This window comes from Streptomyces sp. NBC_00310 (assembly GCF_036208085.1).
GTDB lineage: Bacteria > Actinomycetota > Actinomycetes > Streptomycetales > Streptomycetaceae > Streptomyces.
This window is the reverse complement of the sequence record NZ_CP130714.1, coordinates 8,765,169-8,789,853: the sequence shown is the minus strand read 5'-3', so window position 1 is coordinate 8,789,853 and position 24,685 is coordinate 8,765,169. Positions and strand designations below refer to the sequence as shown.

Below are 24,685 nucleotides of genomic sequence, written 5' to 3'. Positions count from 1 at the left end.
CCGACCGACGGAACAAGGGAGTTCCCCATGCCCGAGAGAACCGGCCCCCGCAGAGTCCTCGTCATCGGCGGCGGCGCCTCCGGCAACGCCGTCACCGTCCTGCTGCGCCGCGCCGGCCTCGCCGTGGACCTGATCGAGGCCGAGCCGGACTGGAACGCCACGACGGGCTCCGGCATCACCCTCCAGGGCAACGCCCTGCGCGTCCTGCGCGAACTCGGCGTCTGGGAGCAGGTCGAGGCCTCCGGGTTCGCCTTCGCCTCGTTGGGCGTGACCACCCCGGACGGCACCGTGATGCACGTGGCCGAGGACATCAGGACGGGCGGGGAGGACCTGCCTGCCACGCTCGGCATGCGGCGCCCCCGGCTGCAGCAGATCCTCATCGACGCGGTCCGCGCCTCGGGCGCCGGTGTGCGCCTGGGCACCACCGCCGAGCGCCTGGAGCAGGACGACGAGGGTGTGTCGGTGCGGTTCAGCGACGGCACCGCTGACCGCTACGACCTGGTGATCGCCGCCGACGGCCTCAACTCCGCCACCCGCGCCGCCGTCGGCATCACCGACCGGCCCGAACCCACCGGCATGGCCATCTGGCGCGCGCCGGCCCCGCGCCCCGAGGGCGTGGTCCGCACGGACCTGGCGTACGGCGGCCCGGCGTACATCGCGGGCTTCTGCCCGACGGGCGAGGACACGGTCTACGCCTATGTGGTCGAGGCCAACCGCGATCGCGCCTCCATCCCTCCGGAGTCCTACGCGGACGAGATGCGGCGGCTCGCCGAGCACTACGGCGGCTACTGGCCCGAGATCACCAAGCACATCACCGACCCGAAGAAGGTCAACTACACCTGGTTCAACCGGCTGTTGGTCGAGGGTTCCTGGCACCGCGGCCGAGTCGTGCTCGTCGGCGACTCCGCGCACTGCTGTCCGCCGACCCTCGCCCAGGGCGCGGCCCAGTCCCTGGAGGACGCCTCCGTGCTGGCCGAGCTGCTCACCGGCGGACGGCCATGGGACGACGAGCTGTTCCAGGCCTACTACGAGCGCCGCATCCCGCGCGTGCGGACCGTCGTCGAGGCGTCCGTGCAGCTCGGGCAGTGGCAGCTGGACGGCGTCCGGGACGCCGACGTGCCCGGCCTGATCGGCCGCACGATGGCCTTCCTCACGGACGCGCCGTGACCGCCCCCACCGTCGACGTCCACGCGCACATCCTGATCCCCGAGGTCGAGGAGGCGGTGGCCGGGCTCCCCGGTCTGGCCGAGGCCAGGGCGCTGGACGCCCGCCGCAACGGCCCGGCCTCCCTGGCCGTCAGCGGCCCCATGGTCCGCGCCCTCCTCCCCAGGGCCACCGACGTCGCCGTACGGCTGGCCGCGATGGACGCCCAGGGTGTGGACGTCCAGCTCGTCAGCCCGTCCCCCTCGCACTACCACTACTGGGCGGACGAGGAGACGGCCGAGAAGGTGTACCGGCTGGCGGGCGAGGCGACGGCCGCGCACTGCGCCCAGGCACCCGACCGGCTGCGCGGCCTCGGCCTCGTACCCCTCCAGCACCCGCAGCAGGCCGTCCGTGCGCTCGAACACGCCCTGGAGCAAGGGCTGTTGGGAGTCGAGATCTCCTCCCACGCGCCGGGCCGGGAGCTGTCCGACCCGGCCTACGAGCCCTTCTGGGCCCGGGCCGCCGCGACGGGCGCGCTCCTCTTCCTGCACCCCTTCGGCTGCACGCTCGACGAGCGTCTGGACCGGTGGTACCTGTCCAACGTGGTCGGCCAGCCCACCGAGAACGCCGTCGCCCTGTCCCACCTCATCTTCTCCGGCGTACTGGACCGGCACCCCGGCCTGCGGATCATCGCCGCGCACGGCGGCGGCTATCTCCCGACCCACATCGGCCGCTCCGACCACGCCTGGCGGACCCGCTCCGACGCGGGCGCGGGCTGCGCCCACCCGCCCAGCAGCTACCTCAAGCGGATCCACTTCGACTCGCTCGTCCACGACCCGGACGTACTGCGGGAGTTGATCCGCGTCGCCGGTGCCGACCGGGTGCTGCTGGGTTCCGACTTCCCCTTCGACATGGGCACCGAGGACCCGGTCGGCGCCCTGCGCGCGGCCCGGCTCACCGACCCCGACTTCCACGCCGTACGAGGCGCCAACGCCGCCGCCCTCCTCCGGAAGGACTGACACCATGCGTCTGCTCACCCACCTCAGGCACGTCGACCTCGCCGTGCCCGACTACGACAAGCAACTCGACTTCTACGCGGGCGTCTGGGGCCTCACCAAGGTCGCCGAGGACTCCGGCATCTCCTTCCTGGCCGCCGAGGGCTCCCCCGAGCAGTACGTCGTACGGCTTCGCAAGGCCGACGAGAAGCGGCTCGACCTCGTGTCGTACGGCGCCGCGAGCACCGAGGACGTCGACACGCTCGCCGAGCGACTTCTCGCGGGTGGTGTGGAGTTGCTCGCCCAGCCGGGCAAGGTGGACACCCCCGGCGGCGGCTACGGCTTCCGCTTCTTCGACATCGACGGACGGACCATCGAGGTCTCGGCGGACGTCGAGGTGCGGCAACACCGCAAGATCGAGGAGAAGGAGGCGATCCCCGTGAAGCTGTCGCACGTCGTCCTCAACTCCCCGGACCTCGACAGGACCCGCGAGTGGTACGAGCGTCACCTCGGCTTCCGCCACTCCGACACGCTCAGCTCACCGTACGTCGGTGACGTCATGCACTTCATGCGGATCAGCAACCAGCACCACTCCATGGCCATCGCCAAGGGCCCGCACACCTCCCTGCACCACATCTCCTTCGAGATGCGCGGCATCGACGAGTACATGCGCGGCTCGGGCCGCGTCATCCGGGCCGGTCACCAGAAGGTCTGGGGTCCCGGTCGGCACATGGCGGGCGACAACACCTTCACCTACTTCCTCGACCCGCACGGCAACACCGTCGAGTACACGACGGAGCTGGAACTGCTGGACGAGGACACCTGGCACCCGCACGTCTACGACTTCTCCCGGCCCGAAGTCACCGACCAGTGGGGCACCGCCAACCCGATGAACGAGCTGGTCGCCAAGGAGTCCTTCAACGACGTCGACCGCGGAGTCTTCGTCGCCCCGCCGGTGTGAGGAACGAGCGACCCGAGCCTGTCAGGGTGCGGGCCCCCGACCGGGCGGCCCGCACCCTTCACCGGCACACACTCGGTGACTCCGTGACTCCGTGACGCCGTGACGCCACGGACCGCTCACCGCCCGCCCCTGGGACCGGTCCTCCTCCCTGCCCTCACCTCGGGCCGGTTATGGTGACGAGGCGAATCGAACGTATGCAGGGCTGGCGGAGGGCACGTGGTGTCGGACGTAGGGCGGCTCGTCGCCGGGCGCTACCGGCTCACGGAGCAGATAGGCCGCGGTGGCATGGGCACGGTGTGGCGGGCCGGGGACGAGGTCCTCGACCGCCAGGTCGCGGTGAAGCGGCTGCATGTGCAGCCGCATCTGTCGCCCGACGACCTCGTCACCCTGTACGAACGCACGCGCCGCGAGGCCCGGAGCGCGGCCCGGATCGCGCACCCGAACGTGATCGTCGTCCATGACGTCGTGGACGACCATGTGGACGGCCACGCGGACGGCCACGCGGACGGTGTCCGGGGCGGCGCCGGTGACGGTCGGCCCTGCATCGTCATGGAGTACGTGCCGGCTCCCACGCTCGCCGACCTGCTCACGGACAGCCGGACCCTCCCGCCCGAGGAGGCGGCCCGTATCGGTCTGGGCATGGTCGCCGCGCTGCGGGCCGCGCACGCCGCCGGTGTCCTGCACCGCGACGTCAAGCCCGGCAACGTCCTGCTCGGCGCCGAGGGTCGCGTCGTCCTCACCGACTTCGGCATCGCGATGACCGCGGACGCCTCGACCCTGACCAAGACCGGTGAGATGGTCGGCTCCATCCACTACATGGCCCCGGAGCGGATCCGCGGCCAGAAGCCCGGCCCGGCCTCGGACCTGTGGGCCCTGGGCGCGACGCTCTACCAGGCGGTCGAGGGCCGCCCGCCGTTCCGCCGCCTCACCGCGATGGAGGCCGCGTACGCCATCGCCGTGGACCCCTTGGAGCCCCCGAAGCGGGGCGGCGCCCTGGAACCCCTCATCGAGGCCCTCCTCGCCAAGGACCCGGCCGACCGCCCCACGACGGAACAGACCGAACGCGCACTGCGGGCCGTGGTCTCCGGACAGGTGACGATCGCCCAGCCGATAGTGGGGGCCGGGGGCCGGGCCGACGGGGGCTCGTACGACGAGTACAACGAGCGGACGACCGGCGGCCGGCACACGGACCAGAGGACACTCTCGGGAGCGGGAACGGGAACGGGCTGGACGGGAACGGGCTGGGGCACGGGCCAGGGCGCGGGGGGCGGAACGGACCGGGGAACCGACCCGGTGGCCGATCGTGAGCGGGAGCACGGCGGCGGCCGGGGCGGACCGGACCTCGACGGCCGCCGGGGCGGCTCCCCCGGCACCCCGCACGACGCTCACGACGGTCACGACGGTCACGACGCGCACGGCCCGGGAGGCGCGGGCCCTGAGGCCGGCCGTCCGACCCGCCCGGGTCGGACGAAGCGCCGGATCGCCGTCCCGGTCGCCGTCACGGTCGCCGTCACGGTGACCGTGGCCGCCACGGTCGTCGGCGCCGCGCTCTACCTCAGGTCGAACCCCGAGGGGGGCGCCGCCTCCCCGGGCAGCGGAAGCTCCACCGCGCCCCCGTCCTACGCCCCCTCCCCCGTCCCCGACGGCTTCCACCTGGTCACGGACGAGACCCTCGGCGTCTCCTTCCCCGTCCCCGACGGCTGGAAGGCCGGCAAACGGACGGCAGAGTCGATCTCCTACACCGACGAGACAGACCTGGTCGAACTCACGATCGGTGTCGTGGACCCCGCCGGCTCGCACCCCCTGGCCCACTTCAAGGACATCGAGGCGAACACCAAGATCAACTACCCCGGCTCGTACCGGAAGCTGCGTATGCAGCAGACCACCTTCCGCGGGCAGCCGGCGGCCGTCTGGGAGTTCACCTTCCAGGGCCGGGCCCGCGCCTTCCGCGCCATCGACCTCGGATTCGGCCGCGAGGGCGAACGCGAGTACGACATCTACCTCTCGGCCCCGGACGCGGACTGGGACGCCTACCGCCCCACCTTCGACAAGGCCAGGGACGGCTTCATCACCGGCGTTTCCTGATCCCCCGCCCGGCGCGATCCACCGGCCGGTCATCTCCCCCTAGGGCGCCGTGCGTGCCCGGTCCCCCGTCGGCGCCACATACAGCCGGAACCCGGCGGCCCGGTGAGCGGGCCACGCGCGCGCGAACTCGGGTGGGCCGCCCCCCGGCGCGACGAGGGCGGCGACGGGGACGCGCTCGGCCGTGCGCAGGATGCCCTCCCGGGTGGTGTTGGCGTTGTTGCCGTGGGTGTGGGCGGAGGAGCAGCCCGCGTAGTAGGCGATGGGGATGGCGTAGTCACCGGTCAGCAGACAGGGCGGCCGCACGCCGAGGCGACGCAGTTCGGCGGCGATGCGGTCCCAGTCGCGATGGAAGGCGGTGGTGCGCTCGACGGTGCGGGCCAGCACCGCGTACTGCACCGCCAGATGCCCGAGGACCCCGAGCACCACGACCGCCCCGAGGACGGGCCGCCAGGCTCCCCCCGGCCGCCGGAGGAGACTCAGCAGCGCGTCGGCGACCGGGAGCGCGAGCAGGGCGTACGCGGGCAGCAGGAAGCGCGGAGCGGCGTACCCGATCAGGAACAGATACGGGACCGCGGCCGTGGCGGCACAGACCAGCGGCACCACCGTGGGCGTCGCCCGCCCGGCCCTGAGTGCGACGGCCAGCCCGATCGCGGCCAGCACCGGCAGCGCGAACCACCACGCGAAAATCGCCGGATGCGGCAGGTCGCCGGTGCACGGACGGCACAACGTACGCCCCACCAGACTGCGCACCTGGTCGTCGACGGCGATGTTCCAGCCCAGCCCGCCCTGGATCCGCGACGCGTCGGCCAGCCGCCGCGCCGGCCCGCCGAACTGGGTGTACGCCTCGACGACCCACGCCCCCGCCCCGGTCCCCAGCCCCACCACCATCGCCCCCGGCAGCCGCGGCCGCCGCCACTCCCGTGCGCCCACCAGCAGCACGAACAGCGGAAGGTTCACCCACAGGGCGTCCGTGGGCCGCATCCACGCCATCAACGCCGTACCGGCGCCCACACCCCACAGCGCCGCCCGGTCCCCGGGATCCTTCCGCACCCGCAGAAAGCACCCCACGCAGACAAGCGCACCGACCGCGACCCAGTAGTTGGGCATGGCCTGCGGGCCGTAGAAGAGGGTCACCCACAGGGACGCGAACAACGCCCCCGCGACCACCCGCACACGCACCGGGAACAGCCCCCGCCACGCGCACAGGGCGACGTACAGTCCCACCCCCGACAGCACCGCCAGATACACCCGCAGCAACCCGGTGGACGACGACCACGCGGCCACCGGCGCCACCAGCAACGGCACTCCCCGCGCACGCGGCGCGCTGAAGAACGCCGGCGGCGCATGCGGGCTGACCTGACTGACGTACACGGTCTCGTCCCAGCCGAGCCCCATCCCCGGTGGTACGAGCAGGAGTTGGGCCAGTGTGAAGGCTCCGGCGACCACGGCGACGGGGCCGAGGACCGGCGCGCGGGCCGCCGGAACGGCGACGGGCGTGACGACCGGAGTGGCACTCGCATTCACACGCATGGACCCATCCCGGAGCGATGACGACAAGCCTTCAAAGAGACAAAAGGATGAGATGCCGACCGCGACGCGGAAGCCGCGACACACCGGCCCGTAGCCCTCTCTCACCCACCCGGCCCCGTACACCGCGTCACCCCTCGGGCCCTCTTCCTCGCGAGGCGCACGTCTGCCTAGCGTGCGCCCCATGGATCACCGACAGCAGCCGCCCGCAGACGCCCCCGACCAGTCCGACCAGTCCGACCGTTTCGATCACTGCCCCTGGCTGTTCGAGAAGGAGGCGACGGAGGTGCAACGGGCCGCGCAGCGGGAGCGGCAGCGGTCGCTCGGCGGAGACAGCGCGGTGGGCGAGCGTTGCTACGTGGCCGGCTCGGCGGCGGTCTTCCCCGGCCTCCTCCGGCTCGGCGACGACTCGTACATCGCCGCCCACGCCTACGTCACCGGCGACCTGACCACCGGCACGGACTGCACACTGAACCCGTTCACCGTGGCCCGCGGCACCATCTCCCTGGGCACCGGCGTACGTATCGGCGCCCACACCTCGCTCCTGGGCTTCAACCACTCCATGGCCCCCGACCAGCCGATCTTCCGGCAGCCCCAGACCAGCCGGGGCATCACCATCGGCGACGACGTCTGGATCGGCTCCCACGTGGTCGTCGTCGACGGCGTCACGATCGGCGACCACTGCGTGATCGGCGCCGGGGCCGTGGTGACGAAGGACGTACCGGCGTGGACGGTGGCGGCGGGGAATCCCGCGCGGAGGATTCGGGATCGACGGGAGGCAGGAGGCGGAGAGGCCGAGGGGCGGAGGGCGGGAAGCCGGGCCGGTGGTGACGTGCTCGCCCGGTTCGCCGACACCGCCCGCGCCCAGGCCGCCGACATCCTCGCCCTCAGCTGGGACGGCGACCACTACACCGACCGCCCCGGCACCGCGCCCACCGTGCGGGCCCACTGCGACGCCGTGGAGATCGCCGACCTGCTGCTGGCCTCAGCCCCCGGGCAAGTGGACAGGGCCGAACACATCGAGCGCCTGGTGTCACTCCAGGACCGGGAGACCGGCCTGGTACCCGAACTCGGCGAGCGACCACCCCCCATGGACACCGACGGCTTCCCCGGCGAGGGCCCGGCGCTGTACCACGTCCTGTCGGTGGGCTACGCGCTGAACCTCCTGGGCGCTTCCTTGCCACAACCGATACGCGGCGCGAGCGATATGACGGCCAGTCAACTCATCGCCCGGCTGGAACACTTGCCCTGGCGGGATGGGGCGTGGGGCGCCGGCGCCTGGATCGACTCCTGGGCCACAGCCGCCCATTGGAACCTGAGACAACCTGACACGACCGGCCTCACCGCAGGCACCCTCGAAGCCCTCTTCGGCTGGCTCCTCACCCGGGCCGACCCCTGGACCGGCATGTGGGGCAGTCCCTCACCCACCGCGGGCCGCCTCCAGGTGGTGAACGGCTACTACCGGCTCACGCGGGGTTCCTTCGCCCAGTTCGGGGTACCCGTCCCCCATCCGGAACGGGTCGTGGACGCGGTCCTGGACCACGCCCGCGACCCGCGCTACTTCGGTGCGGGCCGGGAGAACGCCTGCAACGTACTGGACGTCGCCCATCCGTTGTGGCTGTGCACACGGCAGTTGGGCGGCAGGGGCGGAAGCGACGACGGGTACCGGTCGGCCGAGATCCGCGGGTGGGCCGAGCGGCAACTCACCGCCGCCCTGACCCGCTGGCAGGAGGGAAGAGGGTTCGGGTTCGGACCGGGTGCGGCGGGCCCGGGCCCGGAGCCTGGGCTGCAAGGGACGGAGATGTGGTTGGCCATCGTCTGGCTGCTGGCCGACCTCCTGGGCCGCTCCGACGCACTGGGCTATCGGCCACGTGGTGTACACCGCCCCGAGCCCGCCGGCGGAGCGTGAGACACACCACTTTCCGGAACGTCAGCGTCCGTACTGCTCCGGACGGGTGGTCGCGCCTTCACCCAGGTGCCGGGCACCACGGAGGGGCGGAACGGGCCTCAGGAGTGCGGTGAGGCGGCATACCCCATGACTCACTCGGCCACCACCAATTCCGTCCTCGTCCGGCGACCCGTTGCCCGGTGCACTACCTTGGGGCATGAACAGCCGAGCGGGCCACGTTTACCCAATTCTTGCCACATGAAGCCAGAACGGCTGAGCAGTTACTAGGAGCGGGGCTTCCCATGCGTAATGCTGGGAGGTCCCGCGCTCCAGTCCACGGCCACTGGCAACGGGAGGGCATCGGGTGGTTGCGACAGTGCAGACGTCCGACGAACGGACGATCGCCTATGAAACCTGGGGCGATCCGAAAGCACATCCGGTGTTTTTGCTGCACGGAACCCCCGGAAGCCGCCTCGGCCCCCGACTGCGCACCTTCGATCTGCACAAGCTCGGCGTGCGGCTCATCGCCTACGACCGGCCCGGGTACGGCGGGTCCGATCGCCACGAGAAACGCACGGTCGTCGACGCCGCCGAGGACATCGACGCCATCGCCCGCGCACTGCGTCTCGACCGGTATTCCGTGGTGGGCAGATCGGGCGGCGCCCCGCATGCCCTGGCCTGCGCGGCGCGCAACCTCCGCCACCGGGTGGTGAGCGTCGCCGCGTTGGTCTCCCTCGCCCCGCCGGACGCCGACGGCGACGGACTGGACTGGCTCAAGGGGATGTCCGATTCCAATGTCGAGACGTACAAGCTCCTCGACCGCCACGCGCCGGACGTGACCGAGCTGGGCGGCCGGCTGGCCCGTAACGCCGATACCATCCGGCGTGATCCCATGGTGTTCCTCGCCTCCCTCCACCGGGAGATGCCCAAGGTGGACCGGGTCATCGTGGAGGACGCCGGAATCCGCCAGCACCTCCTCAGGAACTATCTCTCCGCCGTGGACCAGACCGAGCAGGGCGAGAGTACGGCAGACGATCCGCGCGCGCCGATGGGCTGGGTGGACGATCTGGTCGCGTTCCGCACGCACTGGGGGTTCGACCTCAAGCAGATCGACGAGTCGATGCCCGTGATGCTCTGGCACGGAGAGCACGACGTCTTCGCCCCGGTCGCCCACTTCCACTGGCTGTCCAGGAAGATTCCCTCGGCCAAGGCCGTACTGCAGCCGTCCGCAGCCCACTTCGCGGCATTGCCGGCGCTGCCACAGGTGCTCGCCTGGGCTCGCGACGAGGCCCGCCGTTGACGGCTTCCCCCGCATGTTCCCCCGCGTGTGCGGTCATTGCCGGCACCCGGCAACGACCGCACGTCCCGCTCGGGGCGGCTAGATCGGGTGCGGCTCCAGGTCGAGACAGTTGAGATCCCACTGCTGCAGGGCGAGCACACGGGGGTGCTCGCTGCCGATGCGCTTGCTCAACGCCGCCAGCGTGTCCTGTTGCTTGGTACGGGCCTCGTCCGCCCTGCCCAGATGGCTCAGGATGACAGCGAGGTTCCCGGCACAGGTCAACGTCGACGGATGAGTGGGCTCCAGCACTTCCTTGAGCAGGTCGTAGGCTTCGACGCTGGTTCTGCGGGCCTCCTCCCACCCGGCGAGCGCGGCGTCCGCGACGGCCAGGTTGGCACGGCAGATGAGGACGAAGGGATGGTTGTCGCCGTTGAGCTTGGCGAACTTGACCTGGGCCAGTCGCAGCAGCTCCCGCGCCTCGGCCGCCGCCTCCGGTCGCATGGACAGGCCGTCGCCGAGCAGCAGGACCGCGTAGTTGACCGAGCAGGCGATGGTGTGGGAGTGGTCTTCACCGAGACTGCTCTTCAGGTCCCCCAGAACCCGTCGGATCAGGCTCAGTCCCTCGTCGATGCGCCCCTGCGCGGCCATGTCGCCGGCCAGGCTCATCTCCAGCAGCAGGCGTTCCGAGGTCGTTCCCGTCTCTCCCTCGGGTGTGCTCCGGAGAACATGGCGCACGAGTTCCTCGGCCTCCACCGCCCGGCCCGCCCTGCGCAGTGAACCCGCGAGCCCCTTGGCCGTGTTCAGCACGGTCGGGGACCCCTGGGTGAGCCGCGCGTTGCGCAGACAGCGCTCGTACGCGCGCTTCAGCAGCGTGACGGACTCCTCGTAGTCGCCGCAGTCACGCAGGTCGCGGCCCAGGTTCACCGCCGACTCGATGGTCAGGGGGTGGTCGTGGAGCTGGATCGCCTCGCGCAGTTCCAGCGTCCTGCGGTCGAGATCGCGGGCCCGGTGGTAGTCGCCGGAGAGCCTCAGGGCGACGGCGAGGTTGTTGGCGGCGCTGAGGGTCCGCGCGTGGTCCTCGCCGTAGATCTCGCCGTATCTCTGGTACGTCTCCTCGTCGTAGCGCAGTGCTTCGGACAGCCGGCCCAGGCCTCTCAGGTCTGCCGCGATGCTACTGGTGGTCATGAGGATGTGCTGGTCGTCGACGTCGTCGAGCACGGCGAGCTGCCGTTCCAGGACCTCCTGGTCCAAGGAGAGCGACTCCTCGTATCTGCCCTGTGCGCGCAGGATGTTGGCGATCTGGAAGCGCATGTGGAGGGTCCAGCGCTCGTCCGGCGAGCCTTCCAGGGACCAGGAGGCGACCCGCTTGAGGCTGTACTCCATCGCCTGGCTCAGTTCGCCCCGTCGGCGCAGCTGGCGGACGCGGTCCACGAAGAGTTCCTTGATGCCTTCGTCGGGGGCGGTCTCGGCCCACGGGGTGCCGAGATGGGGCCAGATGATGCGGTACTTCTCCCAGGTGTTGGGGTTCTCGGGGTCGTCCCCGCTCGGCCGCGCGGCGATCAGCGAGCGGTAGACCACTTCCCGGGCCGCCTCGCGCTCGGCCTCGGTCATCTCCTCCCGCATGGCGATCTGCATCATGCGGTGCACCGTCACGCTCCGGGCCTTGCGGTCCACGGTGACCAGGGAGAAGCGGCTGAGTTCCTTGTACGCGCGGGAGACCGTGCGGACCCCGCCCAGTACCCGGGAGACCTCGAAGCCCTCCAGCAGGTCCATCGAGATCGGCTCAGGACTGTAGTAGGAGCAGATCTGCAGAAGCTTCACCGCGGGCGGGAACTTCTCCTTCAGCTGCCCGAGGGCGAATTCCCAGGTGTTGGTGCTCGACTTGACGACTTCCCCGACCGTGTTCTCGTCCGGGGCTCCGGTGGCCTGGGGCTGGAGCTGTTTGATGTAGCCGCGGACGTCCGCCCTGGTCTGTTCGATGTAGGCCGCGGCTCGCTCGATCGCGATCGGCAGGTCACCCAGCGCCTCGGCGATCTGGTCGGCCTCCGTCCAGCCGCAGTCGGGCAGTCGGCTGTGCAGGTGGGAGATGCTCTCGTCCCGCTCGAACACGGGGACGTCGACGGTGTCCACGAAACGTCCCCAGCCCTCGGCGCGCTGACTGGTCACCACGATGTGGCCGCCCCGGCCGTCCATCATGAACTCGGGGAGGTGATCGGGCTCCGGGACGTTGTCCAGGATCAGAAGCCAACTGTCGTACTTGTCACCCTGGTTGAGAGCCTCGTACACGGTCCTGGCCGTGTCCGTGGGGTTCGTCCGCTCCGGCAGACCGAGCGGTTCGGCCAGGGCCGCGACCTGCTCGACGGCCAGGATCCGCTGCTCGGCCTGAATGTGCCAGACGACGTCGTAGTCGCTCTTGTAGCGGTGTGCGAACTCCTGGGCCAGCAGGGTTTTTCCCACCCCGCCCATGCCCTTGAGCACGAGCGCCCGGGTGTCGTCCTGCCACAGTTTCTCCCGGATGCCTTCCAGGATCTCCGTCCGTCCGGTGAAGGACGAGGTACGCAGCGGAACGGAGAACACCGGGGGCTCGGCGCCCGGGAAACGCGGCAACTTCTGTTCGCCGCCCGTGAAGTGGTCGTGCCTCAACGCGTCCGCGTTGCGGCCGAAGCTCGCCAGCAGAGCGCTCCGGCCCGCTTCCCCGGTGTCGCAGCGGGTCATGTCGGCGAGCTGGTCCGTGAACGGCGCGTCCAGGGTGATCTGCCGGTCGACCTGCATCGACACGAGCTGGTGGGAGCGGCGGTCGCCCTCCGCGTAGACCGCCTCCCAGGTCGTGCGGAAGCGGGACGACCTGAGGTAGGCCTCGGAGAAGACGACGAGGGTGTGCGAGGCGGACTCGACGCCTCGTTCGATCTCGTCCCTCAGCTGTGCGCCCTCGGCCGTGCCCTCCTGCGCCAGATGGACCTTGAAACCGGCCTGTTCCAGGACCGCGCCCGCCCAGTTGGCCCAGTTGCGGTCCTGCGGAACGAAGCTGACGTACACGTCGGAGATGCGCGGCGGGCGGTGCCGCGTGTATCTGTCGAGGGTCGCCCGCCGCAGCGGCTCCTCGATGCGCGGAAGCGAGGCGACCTGACCGTCCGTGATGACCTCGGTGAGTCTCTCGTAGGCGGCCAGCAGGCTCTTGGGGTCCCCGGGCTGCTCCCGGAACGGGGCCAGCGTCTCCTCGTAGGAGTAGATGGGCCGGTAGGGGATCTCCACACTGCCCCAGTAGTCCTCCGGGTCCCGGTCGGTGAGGTGCTTGCGCACGATCCGGTCGAAGCGGTACTGGATCTGCCCCCGCGCGGCGTCCAGCCGGTCGGCCTCGGCGTTCTCCACCCGCATGGGGACCGGCAGGATCCGGATGTCCCGGTTGCCGTACATCCCGTCGATGCGCTCGGCGACGCCGGCCGCGCCCTCGATGCTCTGGCTGCTCGGGGTGAAGCAGGTGACCAGGGTGTGCGGCAGGCTGACGGTGCAGATGTCGGAGATGTCGTTGAGTCCGGTCCGGCTGTCGATGAGGACGTAGTCGAAGTTCTCGACGAACTCGTGCTTGAGTCCCTCCAGGAACCTGGTGGCCAGCGGTCCGTCCATGAAGGGCTTCCAGTCGAACTGCGAGAACGCCGAGAGGTAGCCCTTGTTCTTGGTGCCGGCCGGAAGGTAGTAGAGCTGGCCGCCCTCGGGGAAACTCCAGTCGACCTGGATCAGACAGCTGTTGAGGGAAATCCCGTCGGCCGCCCAGTTGTCGAGGGCGGCGGACGATTCGGAACCCAGTTCGGCCTGGTGCGGCTGCTCCAGAAGGTTCGAGCTCTGGAGCATCAACTGGGTCGACCGGCTGACGAGTTCGAGCACCCCCGGCGTGCTGCGCAGCTGGCTCTCGCTCAGAAACGGATGCAGGAAGCGGTCCAGCCCCGGCGCGTCGAGGTCCCAGTCGACCACCAGCACGCTCTTGCCCGAGGAAGCGAGGATCCAGGCCGTGTTGGCGAGCGCCATCGTCCGTCCCGTACCGCCCTTGTACGAGTAGAACGTGATGATCCTGCCCGCGCCCGCGTCATCGCCGGTCATGGTGTGCCCTCCGGAACGTCCCGAAGGCCTGTGCCACTCCGGGACAATTGCGAATGAATGTACCGCAAATAGCGGATCTTGGTCGCCTCGGCCAGTTCGCCGAACCAGCGGCTGAAGACATCCGCGCCCGCCAGGCCGCGCACCGCCGCCTGCTCTCCCGTACGCCCCTCGCCGATGAAGCGGGGAAAACACGTCGTCAGCAGACCGCGCAGTCGATCGGACTCCTCCTTGGTCTGCGGGTCGTCCTCCGCCAGGGTACTGAGCACCGCGGTCCACGGATGCCTGGCCCTGTCGAACTCCCGTGCCTGGGCAGCCATTTGGGGGATCTCCAACGCCCAGGGATCCACGACCAGGATCCAGGGCGCGGCCGGCAGCCCAGTGCCTCTCAGCTCGGCCCGGGTCTTGTGGAAGGGCAGCACGCTGGGCTGGAAGCCCATGTTGCGGGCCAGTGCCTCCATCTGCTCGACCAGGGGACCGAAGGCCGGCCCGTAGGGCCTCCAGTCGTCGACGCGCGGTCCATAGCGGGTGTTGTCCCGGCCACCCGGTAACTGCTCCTCGGTCGGGGCGAGGACGGTGATGCGCAGCGGGGAGGCGAAGGGCGGGTCGGCGAAGGCGTCGTCCAGCCCCGCCAGTGTCAGCGGCCGCCCACCACCGGACGAGATCCGCGTCCGCTCGGGGACCCTGGCCGCCTGGTCGACGATGCGCTGGGCGAGCCAGTCGGTCACCTGGTCCACCTGGGCGGCGACCTGCGCGACCGCCTGCTCGTCCTCCGGGGCGGGTCGTTCGGGCACATCGAGCATCTGGTCGAGCAGCCAGTGGAGTCCCATGGAGGCGTAGTTCTCGGCGGCCTCACCGATACCGGCCGGAGTCTCGAAGTACTGCCCGTTGACCTTCTCGGGAAGCGCGGTGGGCAGGTGGGGGGTCCACAGGACCGGGACTATGCTCGGCCGGATCCCCTGTACGGCCTGGGTGACGGCGGTCCACTGTTTCCCGCACTGGGGGTTGCTGAAGTACCGCTTGGAGTACAGCGGAACGAAGACCCGGCAGGCGTAGAGCGCCTCGATCGACTTCTCCCCGGGTGTTCCGGGCAGCTCGATGAAGCCCGCCTGCTCCGGTGTGCTGTTCGTCAGACGCGCCACTTTGCCGCGCAGCTCGTCGAAGAACCGGAACACCAGTCGATTGGGATCCTGTGACGCGTCCCGGTGTCGGGGAACAGGAACCCGCGCATAGCTCATGAAGAACATCGGCATCCTGTCAGTCCCCCTCGAAGACGTTTCGGAGGTCTTTGAACAGCTCCACGTCACACGGTTCAAGACTGGTCTGCTGAGCCACTTTGACGATCATCTGGGCGAGCGCCCACACGGAGCTGCGGTATTTCACGCGGCGGCCTGCCTGCTTCAGTCCGTAGAGACCGGACTGCAGGTAATCCTTACCCAGGTCGGGGTGGGCGTACTGCACCTTGGCCGCCACCCGCGGCGGTGTCCAGTGCTGGGTCCCCACCCAGAGCACGGGGACGATCGCGTTACCCGTGTACGGCCGGGTTCGGAGCTGTTCCTCCTGACGCCGCGCGAAGGCGTCCCATTCCTTGCCGCACCACTCTCGCGTGAAGTACCGGCTGGTGTAGATCGGCACGAAGACCCGGCAGGTGGCCAGGGCCTGCTTCAGTCTGTTCTCCCAGTCGGCGCCGACGCCCATCCTCTGGTCCAGGAATCCGGGTGATTCCTCGCCGTCGTGGTCGGTCAACTGCATGATGTCGCTGCATAACTGGGCATGGAACTGCTCCAGCGCCAGATCCGAATCGTCCTTCTTCGGCCGGTCCCCCTTGAACGGAGTCCGCGCATAGCTCATGAAGAACACATACGGATCGGAGGAAACCGTCGCCGGTGTCTTCTCAGAAGCCGGATGAATCATGGACTCGCCTTTCCCCTCCCCCGTCGCCCACCTCGGGCCTCCCAGCCCCGAGCATCACAGCTGGATCTCCTCCAGGATCCATTGGAACGCGAAAACTACTGTGGGTGCCAGGGGTTGGCCAGAGCAAGTTGTACCGGACACCGGTGCGGGGAACAGGAGTTGACCCGTCATTACACCGCGATCGGACCGGTTTCGGCCACTCCGCCCAGGGTTTCGGCCTCGCCCCGGAGCCCGCGCACGAAGCGGTGCCCCAGGGCGGTCAGGGAGCCGGTTCCGGCCACGGTGTCGAGGGCGTCCAGCACGGCCGTACGCCACTTGTCCGCCTCCACGCGGGAGCGTTCGTACAGGGCGGGTCCGACACCGGTCGCACCGCGGCGGACCCGGATCCACCAGACGTCGGCGACCGCGAGGTGGGCGTACGCGCCCTGGACGATCGCGTCGAGAGGTCTGGGGTCGGGGCGCCACAGCACGTGGTAGCGGCGGTCGTCGAGGCCGTCGAGCAGGTCGAACATGTCGAACATCGCGCCCAGCTTGACGTGCTGGTACTCGTGGATGAGCAGCATGGCCAGGTCTTCGGCCGAGCGGGGCAGCGCGATGCCGACCGCCCCGAAGGCGTGCCGGGAGGTGGCGCTGACGTCGTCGCCGGACAGTGCGGGCGCGAGCGGGGTCACCGTGGTCAGGCCCGCGGCGATCCCCTGCGCGTAGTCGGGGTATGCCGTCCGGATCAGCTGCCAGGCTTCCCCGAACATCGCCTCCCATTGCCGGAATTCGGCCTCGGAAAGGCGGGAGAGCGGCTCGTAGCCGTAACAGTCGCGGGAGGGATCCAGGTCGTCCAGGGCCACGTCCAGCCCATCCGCGGACAGGCGTCGCAGGGGCTGCCAGATCATGCCGTCGGGTGGCCGTTCCCGGCCCAGGGTCCGCCCTTCGACGGTGAGCGCGGTGTCGGCGGCCGTCACGGTGACCGTCCCGGACCGCCGGTCCCGGCTGCCGGCGCGCAGCAACAGCCGCCCCACGCCGGGCAGATGGATCGCGGAGCCCTCGGGTCCGTGCCGCAGCGGGACGGACAGGGTCAGCTGTCCGCCGGTGCGGGCGACGGCCGACAGCGCGGCCTCGGCCGGGTGGCCCTCGGCCCGCCGTCGCACCGACTGGCCGCAGGCGAGGGCCCACACGCGTAGGTACGGGTCGGCCAGCAGCACGTCCAGGGCGGCCGCGGGCAGACCGAGGACCGCCTCCCAGCCCGGTACCGAGTCCGCCGGCCCGCCGCTTCCCGGGCTCGGTCCTGGGCCGGGCCCGGGGCCGGCGCCCGGACCCTGGGTGTCCGCGCGGTGGGCGCCCGCCAGCAGGGCCCGTCGCTGGCTGTTCTGGGCCGCGGCCAGCGACCGGACGGCCGCCGTGCCGCCGTACCCTCCGGCCAGTTCGTCGAAGTGGGCCCAGGGCAGAGCGTGCCAGCCGTGGCGGACGGCGGCGGCGGCGCGTTCCGTGGACTGGACGTACTCGGTGATCTTCAGCAGGTCCGCGCAGTAGACGGAGGGGTTGTCGAAGCCGTTGGATGTGCGGTGGCGGTGTCCGTAGAGCCCACCGCCGCAGACCGATACGACGGGGCAGGCGCGGCACTGCGCGCTCAGCCCGTCCAGTCCGGCGCGGCGGGCCTGGATGCCCCGGTGTTCGGCGGCCTCCTCCAGGCGGTGGGTGGCGATGTGCATGCCCGTCTCCGGAGCTCCGGGATAGGCCGTCTTCAGCCAGTCCGCCTGTTCGACGGCGCCGTCGGTCTCGATCACGAGGAGGTCCGAACTGCCGAGCCCCAGCGCCTCGGTGAGGCTGCCGCGGCCATGGCTCAGCCGGCTGATGGACTCGAACATCCGGATCCGTGTCGGCATGCCGTCCGCGGTCCACTGCTTGTGCACGGCGATCAGCCAGTCCGCGTAGTCGGTCTCGCCGCCGGGGCGGGGTGGCGGGTACTCCCACGTGGCGTGCGGCAGCAGGAAGTCGATGGCGGGCGGGCGGAGTTCGGCCAGCGCCCGGTACACCTCCACGGGATCGTTCTCGACGTCGACCGTGCAGAGCAGTCCGCCGAAGGCGCCGCGGTGGGGCGGTGCACCCAGGAGACGCACCGCGCACACCACATCCCGGTAGGAGCCGGAGCCGTTCCGCCTGATCCGGTGGCGGTCGTTGGACGCCTCGTCGCCGTCGAGCGAGATGCTGGTGACGATGGACTCGTCGACGAGCATCGCGCAGAACGCGTCGTCCAGTCGGAGTCCGTTGGTCTGCATGCGCAGGTCGAGTTCGGCCACGCCGTGCAGTGCGGAGCGCAGGTCCCGGGCGAAGCCGCGCAGTCGTTCCCGTCCGGCGAGCAGGGGCTCGCCGCCGTGGAGCACGACATGGACGCGGGTGAGCCGGTGCGCGGCGGCATGCTCGGCGATCCGCCCAGCCGCACGACGGAACGTTTCCTCCGACATCGTCACCGGACGCCCGCGCCAGCTCTGGTCGGCGTGCTGATAGACGTAGCAGTGGTCACAGGCCAGATCGCAACGGCTGTGCACCTTGATCACAAACTGGCGGAAGGGCCGCGCCACCGTCACCGGTACGATCCCTCGTCGTTCCGGCCAGGCCGGTCAGAGCGACGACTGGAAGGCGGCCACCGGCTCTCCGCCACCTGCGAGCATCCTTGCCATGACCGACTCCTGAGCGGACTCCGGCACCTCGTCCAGTGAGGTGTCGTGCAGGTCCCTGACGACGCTCGTGGCGAAGGGCTGCTCATACCTGTCCATAGGCGTCTCCTCGGGCGTCCGGCTCCGGGCGGCACACCTCATGGTGACGGCCCGGTAACCGAACAGCAAGGCGATCGCCAGCCAAGTCCGCGAGCCGGGGAGACACCGTCAAGTCCCTTGGCGGCAGCGCTGAACCGCAGGTTCCGGGGGTTGTCGGGTCGCGGTGACCGGCAACGGATCCGTCGCCCGAAGCCCCGTCGGCGCGAACGGCCGCGATCGTCGGGATGCCTCTCCTGGACGCCCCTTCCGTCGAAGGGGCTGTCATACCCGCAGAGGCGTCCTGACGACCCGGCCGTCGTCAGCGGCGTGGCTGCTCGCGGGGAGCAGCCGCCGGTGTCACGCGGTCCCGTCCTTCGAGGGGCCCACGGGTACGGTGAGGTCTTCCGCCTCGGGGAGTTCCTCGACGTCCACACCGCGTACTTGGGCCAACTCGTGCTTGAGGGCGGCGAGTTCGGTGCCGCCGGCCATGTGGTTGGTGAGTTCTTCGAGGCTGACTTGGTCGCGGGCGGCGGAGAGTTCCATGGTGCCGAGGCGCAGGACGCTGAAGTGGTCGCCGACCATGTAGGCGTGGTGGGGGTTGTGGGTGATGAAGATGACGCCGAGGCCGCGGTCGCGGGCGGCGGCGATGTACTTCAGCACGACACCGGACTGCTTCACGCCGAGGGCGGCGGTGGGTTCGTCGAGGATCAGCACCCGGGCGCCGAAGTAGACGGCGCGGGCGATGGCCACGCACTGGCGCTGGCCGCCGGAGAGGGTGCCGATGGGCTGGTCGAGGTCGTCCAGGACGATGCCCATGTTCCGCAGTTCCTCGTCCGCGGTCTTCTTCATCTTCTCGATGTCGAGGCGGCGCACGGGCCAGGGGCCCTTGGTCATCTCCGAGCCGAGGAAGAAGTTGCGCCAGACCGGCATCAGGGGCACGGTGGCCAGGTCCTGGTAGACGGTGGCGATGCCGGCGTCCAGGGCCTCGCGCGGGGTGGAGAAGCGCACCGGCTTGCCGTCGATGACGAACTCGCCCTCGGTGTGCTGGTGCAGCCCGGAGATGATTTTGATGAGGGTGGACTTGCCGGCGCCGTTGTCGCCGAGCACGCAGGTGACCTTGCCGGGGTGGACGGTGAGGTTCACACCGTGCAGGGCGCGGATGTTGCCGTAGGCCTTGCCCGCGTCGCGCAGTTCGACGATCGGCTGGTCCCGGCCGGGCGCCGCCGCGTCCCGGACGGTGTCCTCGGCGGTGTCTTTCGCGGGCGCACCGCTGGCCGCTGATCCGTTGGTGTTGGTCATGGGGTGGTTCACCTCCGGGTCGCCTGGCTGCGGACCCACAAGTTGACGAGGGCGGCGATCAGGAGCATCACGCCGAGGAAGGCCTTGAACCAGTCGGGGTTCCAGTTGGCGTAGACGATGCCCTGGGAGACCATGCCGAAGATGAAGGCACCGATCACCGGGCCGACCGCGGAGCCGTAGCCGCCGGTCAGCAGACAGCCGCCGATCACCGCGGCGATGATGTACAGGAACTCGTTGCCCACGCCCTCACCGGACTGCACCGTGTTGAACGAGAACAGCAGGTGCATCCCGACGAACCAGGCGCCCGCGCCGACGCCCATGAACAGGGCGATCTTCGTGAAGTTCACGGGCACGCCGACGGCCCGCGCACTGTCCTTGTTGCCGCCGACGGCGAAGATCCAGTTGCCGAACTTGGTGCGCAGCAGCAGCCAGGTGGCGATCGCCGCGAACGCCAGCCAGTAGAAGACCGTGATCTTGACGTCGACGCCGCCGATGCCGATCTCGGAGGCGAAGACGCTCTTGGCCTGGTCGAAGCCGTCCATGTCGCTGATGGAGTCGGACGCGACATTGCCGGTGAAGATCTTCGTGACGGCGAGGTTGGAGCCCTGCAGGATCAGGAACGACCCGAGCGTGACGAGGAAGCTGGGCAGGCCGGTCCTGATCAGCAGCCAGCCGTTGAACGCTCCCACCGCCAACGACATGATCAGCGCGACGAAGACACCGGTCCACACGTTCACCGTCAGCTGGAAGCTGATGATCGCCGCGGTCAGCGCGGAGGTGGTGACCGCGACACCGGCGGACAGGTCGAACTCCCCGCCGATCATCAGCAGGGCCACCGGGATCGCCATGATGCCCATCACGGAGGCCTGGTAGAGCACGGTCGCCAGCGAACTGGCCTCACGGAAGGACGGGGCCACCGAGAAGAAGAAGACGTACACGCCGATCGCCGCGATCAGCGCGCCGACCTCGGGGCGGGCCATCAGCCGACGCCCGAGCGAGCGCTGTACGGTGCGCCCGTCCTTCTGCGCGCCGGCCGGCGGAGCCGGCGACGAGGGTGAACTCGTCGCCGGTGCCGTTGCTTGGGTCATTCAGATCACCGGGTGCCCTTCGCGGCGAACTTGGCGATCGTGTCGACGTTCTTCTCGTCGACGAACGCGGGGCCGGTCAGCACCGCTTCCTCGCCGCCGCCGCTGTAGTTGCCGTTGTTCTTGTAGAGCCACAGCGAGTCCACGGCCAAGTAGCCCTGCAGATACGGCTGCTGGTCCACCGCGAACTCGATGTCACCGCTCTTGATGGCGTCCGTCAGCTCCTTGTTCAGGTCGAAGGTGGCGACCTTCGCCTTGCTGCCCGCGTCCGCGACCGACTGGACCGCGGTCAGGGCGTAGGGGGCACCGAGGGCGACCACGTAGTCGATGGCGGTGTCCTGCTTGAGCTTGGCGCTGATGGTCGACTTCACGGACGGCATGTCGGTGCCCGTGACGTTGAGGATCTCGGTGTCGCCCTCGAAGGTCTTCTCCACACCCGCGCAGCGCTGCTCCAGGCCGACGTTGCCCTGCTCCTGCACGACACAGACGGCCTTCTTGGCGCCGACGTCGTTCAGCCGCTTGCCGAACGCCTCGCCCGCCACGCTCTCGTCCTGCCCGAAGAAGGACATCAGACCGAGGTTCTGCCAGTCGCTCAGACCGGAGTTGAGGCCGACCACGGGGATGCCCGCCTTCGTCGCCTTGGCCACGACGTCCTTCATCGCGTCGGGCTTGGCGAGGGTGATGGCGATGCCGTCGACCTTCTGGTCGATCGCGTTCTGCACGAGGTTGGCCTGGGTGCCGGCGTTCGGGTCCGCCGAGTAGATGAGCTCGATGTTGTCCTTGGCGGCCGCCGCCTGGGCGCCCTTGCGGACGATGTCCCAGAAGGTGTCGCCGGGGGCCTGGTGGGTGACCAGCGCGACCTTCATCCGGGGGGTGTCGGCCTTGCCCGCGGAGGCGTCTGCCCCGCCCTCCTCGGACTCCTTGCCGCCGGAACCGCTGGAGCAGCCGGCTATGAGCAACGCGGACGCCGCGGCCATGGCGAAGAAGGGGGCCACTCTGCGTGAGCGGGAGTGAAACGTGCGGTCCATCTTTCCTGCACCTCACTGTGCGACAGGGGGAAAGGGAACGGGACAGCGTCGAGCGGAGTGCCCGCGCGGGCCCGGACATTCGAAGTCCGGATCATTGTGCCGGTAGGCCGACTGCGCTGTTTCGTTGGGACGGGATACAAACCCCTGGCGGACCCCCCTGTCAAGACTTTGTTAAGACATTATTTCACGAGCAGGTCAGGATGTCAGTACAAAGTCTTGACAGAGGGTCGCTTCGGGTCCTACACCTGGGATACATCCGGACACACGTGCTCGCATCCCCGTGCGCCGTGGACCTCCGGTGGCCCGCATCCCCCACCCGAGGAGCGACGCGCATGCCCGAGTCCGCCGAATCCTTCGATCTGATCACGATGGGCCGTATCGGAATCGATCTCTATCCGTTGCAGACCGGCGTCCCGCTCGCACGCGTCGAGTCCTTCGGAAAGTTCCTCGGCGGATCGGCCGCCAACGTCGCGGTGGCCGCCGCACGGCTCGGTGACAGCACCGCCGTGATCACACGGACCGGCGACGACCCGTTCGGCACGTTCCTGCACGAGGCGCTCAAGGAGTTCGGTGTCGACGACCGCTTCGTCACGCCCGTGGCGGAGTACCCGACCCCGGTCACGTTCTGCGAGATCTTCCCGCCGGACGACTTCCCGCTGTACTTCTACCGCCGCCCCAAGGCCCCCGACCTGGAGATCCGCACCGACGAGCTGGACTGCTTCGCCATCCGCGCCGCCCGCATCTTCTGGATCACCGGCACCGGTCTGAGCGAGGAGCCCAGCCGCTCGGCCACGCTCGCCGCGCTCAAGGCCCGCGGCAGGTCCGGCATCACCGTCTTCGACCTCGACTGGCGCCCGATGTTCTGGACGGACCCCGAGGCGGCCCGCCCGTACTACGCCGAGGCCCTGCGGCACGCCACCGTCGCCGTCGGCAACCTCGACGAGTGCGAGATCGCCACCGGCGTACGCGAACCCCGGGCCTGCGCGGAGGCGCTGCTGGAGGCGGGTGTGGAGCTGGCCGTCGTCAAGCAGGGCCCCAAGGGCGTCCTCGCCGTCCACCGCGACGGCACGGTCGCCGAGGTGCCGCCGGTGCCGGTGGAGGTCGTCAACGGGCTCGGCGCGGGCGACGCCTTCGGCGGCTCCCTCTGCCACGGGCTGCTGCGCGGCTGGGACCTGGAGCGGATCATGCGCCACGCCAACGCGGCGGGGGCGATCGTCGCGTCCCGGCTCGCCTGCTCCTCGGCGATGCCGACGCCGGAGGAGGTCGAGGAGCTGTTGACGGGTGGATGACCATGCGGTTCGCCTCCGTCCGCGGGTGGGTGGGGGCTGGTCGCGCAGTTCCCCGTGCCCCTGAAAGGCCAGGCCCTGCGCCCCTGAGAAGCAGGGGTTGCGCCCCTGAAAGCCCCGGCCCTGCGGGCCTGAAAGACCGGCCCTGCGGGGCTGAAAGACCAAGCCCTGCGGGCCTGGAAGACGGCGGGCCCGCGGGCCGAAAAGCACGGGGCGCAGCCCCTGCTTTTCAGGGGCGCGGGGAACTGCGCGACCAGCCCCCACCGGACCCGCACCCGCCACACCACCCACACCCCCGAGCTCTCAGGCGCCCCAGGGGTCAAAGGGGCCCAGCCCCTGGAACGGAGCCCCCCTTGCCCATCCGCATCCCCGATCTCACACGCATCCGCGCCCACCACCCCGAGGCCGTCGCCGAAGCGGCAGCGCGCCGCACCCGCCGCCCGCTGATCGGCGCCACCGGCCGCCTGATGATCATCGCCGCCGACCACCCCGCCCGCGGAGCGCTCCGCGTCGGCGACCGCCCCCTCGCCATGGCCGACCGCGCCGACCTCCTCGAACGGCTCTGCGTGGCGCTGGAGCGCCCCGGCGTGGACGGCGTGCTCGCCACCGCCGACATCCTGGAGGACCTGCTGCTCCTGGGCGTCCTGGAGGGCAAGGTCGTCATGGGTTCCCTGAACCGCGGCGGGCTGGCCGGCGCCTCGTTCGAGATGGACGACCGTTTCACCGGCCACCGCCCGCAGGACATCGAGCGGCTCCGCTTCGACGCGGGCAAGCTGCTGCTGCGCGTCGACCACGACGACCCCGGCTCCCTGCGGACCCTGTACTCCACGGCCCGGGCGGTCGACGACATGGCGGCACGCCGACTGCCGCTGTTCGTCGAGCCGTTCATCTCCCACCGGGTGGACGGCACGGTCCGCAACGACCTGAGCGCCGAGGCGGTCATCCGCTCCATCGCCATCGCGGCCGGGCTCGGCGGCACCTCCGCCTACACCTGGCTGAAGCTGCCCGTCACCGACGACCCCGACGCCATGGCCGAGGTCCTGGAGACGTCCACCCTGCCGGCCGTGCTTCTCGGCGGCGACGTGGGCAAGGATCAGGAGGTCGCCTACGAGAAGTGGCGCAAGGCCCTGCGTCTGCCCACCGTCCAGGGCCTGGTCGTCGGCCGCTCCCTGCTCTACCCCGCCGAGGGCGGCGTGGAGTCCGCGGTCGACACCGCGGTCGGGCTGCTCTGAAGTCCCGGAACACCGCAAGCCCACACCGACCCGAGCCCGCCCCGCACACACCCCGCCGCTCACGAAGCCCCGCACGCACAGACCCCGCCGTACCCGAAGCCCGCCCCGCACAAGCCCCGCCCCC

17 protein-coding genes are annotated in these 24,685 nt (G+C 70.2%); 8 read left to right on the top strand and 9 right to left on the bottom strand.

Annotated elements, in window-relative coordinates; translation table 11 throughout:
- Positions 1-27 precede the first annotated feature (27 nt).
- The 4 genes from OG202_RS38415 (at position 28) to OG202_RS38400 (ending at position 5,184) form a co-directional block, all read left to right on the top strand.
- The gene (locus OG202_RS38415) at positions 28-1,167 is read left to right on the top strand and encodes an FAD-dependent oxidoreductase (protein ID WP_328224267.1); all 1,140 of its coding nucleotides are present in this window, start codon (positions 28-30) and stop codon (positions 1,165-1,167) included.
- Positions 1,164-2,162: an amidohydrolase family protein gene (locus OG202_RS38410; RefSeq protein WP_328224266.1), complete on the top strand. Its 999-nt coding sequence runs from the start codon at positions 1,164-1,166 to the stop codon at positions 2,160-2,162. The genes OG202_RS38415 and OG202_RS38410 overlap by 4 nt, the downstream gene beginning before the upstream one ends.
- Before the next feature lie 4 nt (positions 2,163-2,166).
- Positions 2,167-3,099: a VOC family protein gene (locus OG202_RS38405; protein ID WP_326575363.1), complete on the top strand. Its 933-nt coding sequence runs from the start codon at positions 2,167-2,169 to the stop codon at positions 3,097-3,099.
- 216 nt (positions 3,100-3,315) lie between these two features.
- Positions 3,316-5,184 carry a serine/threonine-protein kinase gene (locus OG202_RS38400; RefSeq protein WP_327727225.1) on the top strand — a complete coding sequence of 623 codons (1,869 nt, stop codon included), beginning with the start codon at positions 3,316-3,318 and terminating at the stop codon, positions 5,182-5,184.
- 39 nt (positions 5,185-5,223) lie between these two features.
- Here the strand turns inward: OG202_RS38400 and OG202_RS38395 are convergent, their stop codons facing one another.
- Positions 5,224-6,714, bottom strand: a complete 1,491-nt coding sequence (locus tag OG202_RS38395; RefSeq protein WP_327727226.1) for a hypothetical protein — start codon at positions 6,712-6,714, stop codon at positions 5,224-5,226.
- Positions 6,715-6,895: 181 nt separating this feature from the next.
- Between OG202_RS38395 and OG202_RS38390 the strand changes: the two genes are divergently transcribed.
- A complete protein-coding gene (locus tag OG202_RS38390) occupies positions 6,896-8,620 on the top strand; it encodes an acyltransferase (RefSeq protein ID WP_327727227.1) in 1,725 nt (574 codons plus the stop codon).
- 343 nt (positions 8,621-8,963) lie between these two features.
- A complete protein-coding gene (locus OG202_RS38385; RefSeq protein WP_326575371.1) occupies positions 8,964-9,899 on the top strand; it encodes an alpha/beta fold hydrolase in 936 nt (311 codons plus the stop codon).
- 78 nt (positions 9,900-9,977) lie between these two features.
- On the opposite strand, the gene fxsT is transcribed toward OG202_RS38385, so the two are convergent.
- The 8 genes from fxsT to OG202_RS38345 form a co-directional block, all read right to left on the bottom strand.
- The gene (fxsT, locus tag OG202_RS38380) at positions 9,978-13,973 is read right to left on the bottom strand and encodes an FxSxx-COOH system tetratricopeptide repeat protein (RefSeq protein WP_326575373.1); all 3,996 of its coding nucleotides are present in this window, start codon (positions 13,971-13,973) and stop codon (positions 9,978-9,980) included.
- On the bottom strand, positions 13,970-15,208 hold the full coding sequence (gene fsxC, locus OG202_RS38375) for an FxsC protein (RefSeq protein WP_327750279.1): 1,239 nt from the start codon (positions 15,206-15,208) through the stop codon (positions 13,970-13,972). The genes fxsT and fsxC overlap by 4 nt, the downstream gene beginning before the upstream one ends.
- 19 nt (positions 15,209-15,227) lie before the next feature.
- On the bottom strand, positions 15,228-15,884 hold the full coding sequence (locus OG202_RS38370; protein ID WP_327727228.1) for a TIR-like protein FxsC: 657 nt from the start codon (positions 15,882-15,884) through the stop codon (positions 15,228-15,230).
- Positions 15,885-16,054: 170 nt separating this feature from the next.
- Complete coding sequence (locus OG202_RS38365) at positions 16,055-18,463, bottom strand: FxsB family cyclophane-forming radical SAM/SPASM peptide maturase (protein ID WP_327727229.1); 2,409 nt, start codon at positions 18,461-18,463, stop codon at positions 16,055-16,057.
- Between the two features lie 33 nt (positions 18,464-18,496).
- Positions 18,497-18,652 carry an FxSxx-COOH cyclophane-containing RiPP peptide gene (gene fxsA, locus OG202_RS38360; protein WP_215450081.1) on the bottom strand — a complete coding sequence of 52 codons (156 nt, stop codon included), beginning with the start codon at positions 18,650-18,652 and terminating at the stop codon, positions 18,497-18,499.
- Between the two features lie 336 nt (positions 18,653-18,988).
- On the bottom strand, positions 18,989-19,930 hold the full coding sequence (locus OG202_RS38355; protein ID WP_326575383.1) for an ATP-binding cassette domain-containing protein: 942 nt from the start codon (positions 19,928-19,930) through the stop codon (positions 18,989-18,991).
- Between the two features lie 8 nt (positions 19,931-19,938).
- Positions 19,939-21,018 (bottom strand): ABC transporter permease, encoded by a 1,080-nt coding sequence (locus tag OG202_RS38350; protein ID WP_327727233.1) that lies wholly within the window; start codon positions 21,016-21,018, stop codon positions 19,939-19,941.
- A 5-nt stretch (positions 21,019-21,023) separates the two neighbouring features.
- Positions 21,024-22,043: a sugar ABC transporter substrate-binding protein gene (locus OG202_RS38345; protein WP_327727234.1), complete on the bottom strand. Its 1,020-nt coding sequence runs from the start codon at positions 22,041-22,043 to the stop codon at positions 21,024-21,026.
- 332 nt (positions 22,044-22,375) lie between these two features.
- Here OG202_RS38345 and iolC point away from each other — a divergent pair, with 332 nt between their 5' ends.
- Positions 22,376-23,332: a 5-dehydro-2-deoxygluconokinase gene (iolC, locus tag OG202_RS38340; RefSeq protein WP_326575389.1), complete on the top strand. Its 957-nt coding sequence runs from the start codon at positions 22,376-22,378 to the stop codon at positions 23,330-23,332.
- 350 nt (positions 23,333-23,682) lie between these two features.
- Positions 23,683-24,561: a Cgl0159 family (beta/alpha)8-fold protein gene (locus OG202_RS38335; protein ID WP_327727235.1), complete on the top strand. Its 879-nt coding sequence runs from the start codon at positions 23,683-23,685 to the stop codon at positions 24,559-24,561.
- The last annotated feature ends 124 nt before the right edge of the window (positions 24,562-24,685 follow it).

What these genes read in the sequence shown, in the direction of transcription:
- OG202_RS38415 (WP_328224267.1), top strand. Translation starts at nt 28, where the DNA reads ATGCCCGAGAGAACCGGCCCCCGCAGAGTCCTCGTCATCGGCGGCGGC.
- OG202_RS38405 (WP_326575363.1), top strand. Translation starts at nt 2,167, where the DNA reads ATGCGTCTGCTCACCCACCTCAGGCACGTCGACCTCGCCGTGCCCGAC.
- OG202_RS38395 (WP_327727226.1), bottom strand. Translation starts at nt 6,714, where the DNA reads ATGCGTGTGAATGCGAGTGCCACTCCGGTCGTCACGCCCGTCGCCGTT.
- OG202_RS38390 (WP_327727227.1), top strand. Translation starts at nt 6,896, where the DNA reads ATGGATCACCGACAGCAGCCGCCCGCAGACGCCCCCGACCAGTCCGAC.
- fxsT (WP_326575373.1), bottom strand. Translation starts at nt 13,973, where the DNA reads ATGACCGGCGATGACGCGGGCGCGGGCAGGATCATCACGTTCTACTCG.
- fsxC (WP_327750279.1), bottom strand. Translation starts at nt 15,208, where the DNA reads ATGAGCTATGCGCGGGTTCCTGTTCCCCGACACCGGGACGCGTCACAG.
- OG202_RS38370 (WP_327727228.1), bottom strand. Translation starts at nt 15,884, where the DNA reads ATGATTCATCCGGCTTCTGAGAAGACACCGGCGACGGTTTCCTCCGAT.
- fxsA (WP_215450081.1), bottom strand. Translation starts at nt 18,652, where the DNA reads ATGGACAGGTATGAGCAGCCCTTCGCCACGAGCGTCGTCAGGGACCTG.
- OG202_RS38355 (WP_326575383.1), bottom strand. Translation starts at nt 19,930, where the DNA reads ATGACCAACACCAACGGATCAGCGGCCAGCGGTGCGCCCGCGAAAGAC.
- OG202_RS38350 (WP_327727233.1), bottom strand. Translation starts at nt 21,018, where the DNA reads ATGACCCAAGCAACGGCACCGGCGACGAGTTCACCCTCGTCGCCGGCT.
- OG202_RS38345 (WP_327727234.1), bottom strand. Translation starts at nt 22,043, where the DNA reads ATGGACCGCACGTTTCACTCCCGCTCACGCAGAGTGGCCCCCTTCTTC.
- iolC (WP_326575389.1), top strand. Translation starts at nt 22,376, where the DNA reads ATGCCCGAGTCCGCCGAATCCTTCGATCTGATCACGATGGGCCGTATC.